Genomic DNA, 2,432 nt, shown 5'->3' with positions numbered 1-2,432 from the left:
CATTTGGCATTGGCCCCTCGGTCATGACCGAGGCCATGGACGTGCTCAATCAGCATTTTGCCAATGCTGCCTGATCCCCAGACGGGGTGACGCTGCCCGGCCGTCACCAATGTTTGCAACAGAGCCGACGGTGAGGCATGAGCGTGCCACTTGTAGTCTAATTAGCAAGGAGAGTGATATGTCATTCAAAGCGGGTGTACAGTATGGCGACTTCGAGGGTTCAGCAGCGGCGGATCGCGCGGACAAGAATGATCTTGGCGACTACCTTCGGTCTAATGGACTGATGCAGGCGGGAGAGTTTCTTGTAGCAGTCGAATTATGGGTAGGTGAAAATCACGGAGGCAAGGTTACCCAGCCCTCCATACAGGCGGTAGTGGTTGACGCCCCAGACTACGAAGGTGCGGTCCGCGACGTGCTCAATCAAGAGCCGGTGCCGGTTCGGAAAATCGACCTGCCGATCTCACTTGATCAGTTCCTGGGCCTCTTCAAGCGATTTGCTGTGACGCTGACGATCCGAGGCGGTGACCTAAGTAGGAAGGACTATCGGGAGGTCTGACGGGCAACAATACCCACACCCAGTGTAACTACTCCCGGGTGCGGCCTAAGCGAACAGGCGCGGGGGTCGATGCCCTCCACCGGGCCGCTGCGCAGCTTCAGCGGGTCTGGTCGCGGCTGTTCAGCCGCCAGGGCGACAGCCCTCGCGGCGAGAAAGTATAATCAATCAGCGAAGATAGCCATAAGATCGTTGCCTAATAATTAGGCTGAGTGAAAAGTAAAATTGAGACAAAGGGGGATATATGATTTTTGGCACTATGCTGACAATATTAACAGCTGCTTCTGCCGACCCACAATTCAATCAGTTCGGTTATCCGACAGTACAATTCAGGGATGAGGTCAACGTAGCCCTAACTAATGGCATTAAAGAATATGCTATCTGTTCTCGAAATGAATCTAATAAATTTTACAAGGGTCCAGACGCAGCTCCTATTATTGCAGAAGCCGCAATGAACAAATGTTCTAAAATAGAGAGTCAGTTAGTCGAACTTAATGCGAATTATATCGCAATTAAATCGTCAATTGATTCCGGATTTGAGTTCAAAATGATGGCTCGAAATGCACAAGAGCGTCGTGATGAGCTATGGAAACCTATTCGCGATAAAATAAAATCTTCCATTATTTCTTATGTTTTGGAGTTACGGGCAAAGCGCAAATGATGGCTGATATGAGCTTTCACAAGCTCATGCCGCGATCCCGCTGCAGGACCAGCTCGTGCTCGTGGAGCAACTGGCCCATCGCCCGCGCCATCTGCGGCTCGCGCTGGATCTGCTCGATATAGAGATCCTTGGTGTGCTGGTTCGCCCCGTTGTAGGCGTCCACCGCTTTACGAAGGGCTCGGTTGCAGGCATTGGAAGCCCGCGCCGCTACCCTGAACCGCAAGGCCGATGCCCGACGCAAGATCATCCTCGGCGGTCTGCTCCTCGATGCCGCCATGAAAGACCCCGCATGGGAATCCCACCTCAATGACCTGATGAGCCGGATCAGCCGCGATCAGGACCGCAAGGCGTTCGAGGGCTGGACCTTCAAGGGTGGCCCCGCCGATGCCTGATCCCTTCGACCCTGCCGAGTTCGACGCGCCCCCTCCCTCCGATCCCGGCGCGGACTATCGCACCCTGCTCGACGCCATGCGCAAGGCCGGGGCCGAAGGGGTCGCCCAGCAAGTCGCCGCCCTGTCCCGCCAGATCGAGCAGGACGCCCGCCAGCGCGCCGAAGGGGCCGCACAGGCAGGCGCGGGGGTCGATGCCCTCCACCGGGCCGCTGGACAGCTTCAGCGGATCAGCGCCGGGGTCTGGTGGGACCGCCTGAAGGAATGGATCGCCGCCGCCCTGATCGGGCTGGGCCTGATCTTCGCCGCGGCCCTCGCCTATCGCTGGGCGCAGGAACCGAAAATCGAGCGCCAGCTATACGGATGCACCGCACGATGGGACGCCAAAACCCAAACGTGCAAGGGCAATTGGGTGCCGTTGCAGGCGGAATAGGGCAGCAATTTATGGGTGCACAAAAATTATTGCCCGACCGATTTAATGGGTGTACAGAATATCATGGAAATCGAGTTCGACCCGGCCAAGGATGAGACCAATATCGCCAAGCACGGCCTATCCTTGCTGGCTGCGGAACGGTTCGATTGGGAGACGGCGTTTGAGCGTGAAGATGACCGCTTCGATTATGGAGAGGTCCGGTTCGTCGCCCTGGGCATGATCGGGGATCGCCTGCACGTGCTGGTGTTCACCGAAGGCTCTCATGACGAGGCTCTGTTGCAAACATTGGTGACGGCCGGGCAGCGTCACCCCGTCTGGGGATCAGGCAGCATTGGCAAAATGCTGATTGAGCACGTCCATGGCCTCGGTCATGACCGAGGGGCCAATGCCAAATGC

At 56.7% G+C, this 2,432-nt stretch carries 5 protein-coding genes and 1 pseudogene; 5 read left to right on the top strand and 1 reads right to left on the bottom strand.

What is annotated here, in order from left to right:
- Positions 1-178: 178 nt before the first annotated feature.
- Positions 179-556 (top strand): hypothetical protein, encoded by a 378-nt coding sequence (locus D6851_RS17445; protein ID WP_120326103.1) that lies wholly within the window; start codon positions 179-181, stop codon positions 554-556.
- Between the two features lie 241 nt (positions 557-797).
- Positions 798-1,214, top strand: coding sequence for a hypothetical protein (locus D6851_RS17440; RefSeq protein WP_120326102.1), 417 nt, complete (start codon positions 798-800; stop codon positions 1,212-1,214).
- A 16-nt stretch (positions 1,215-1,230) separates the two neighbouring features.
- Here D6851_RS17440 and D6851_RS17435 read toward each other — a convergent pair whose 3' ends face one another.
- Positions 1,231-1,377, bottom strand: coding sequence for a hypothetical protein (locus D6851_RS17435; protein ID WP_238474185.1), 147 nt, complete (start codon positions 1,375-1,377; stop codon positions 1,231-1,233).
- Positions 1,378-1,387: 10 nt separating this feature from the next.
- Between D6851_RS17435 and D6851_RS17430 the strand changes: the two are divergent.
- The 3 genes and pseudogenes from D6851_RS17430 to D6851_RS18130 all read left to right on the top strand — a co-directional run.
- Positions 1,388-1,606: pseudogene (locus tag D6851_RS17430) on the top strand (mobilization protein); the annotation flags it as partial.
- Positions 1,599-2,036 carry a hypothetical protein gene (locus tag D6851_RS17425; protein ID WP_120326100.1) on the top strand — a complete coding sequence of 146 codons (438 nt, stop codon included), beginning with the start codon at positions 1,599-1,601 and terminating at the stop codon, positions 2,034-2,036. The pseudogene D6851_RS17430 and the gene D6851_RS17425, both read left to right, overlap by 8 nt.
- Before the next feature lie 63 nt (positions 2,037-2,099).
- Positions 2,100-2,432: BrnT family toxin (locus D6851_RS18130; protein WP_238474184.1), on the top strand; the 333-nt coding region annotated here is incomplete at its 3' end.

The sequence above is a fragment of the Altericroceibacterium spongiae genome (assembly GCF_003610805.1).
GTDB lineage: Bacteria > Pseudomonadota > Alphaproteobacteria > Sphingomonadales > Sphingomonadaceae > Altericroceibacterium > Altericroceibacterium spongiae.
Note: the sequence above shows the minus strand (reverse complement) of the source record. Positions and strands in the feature narration are given on the sequence as shown.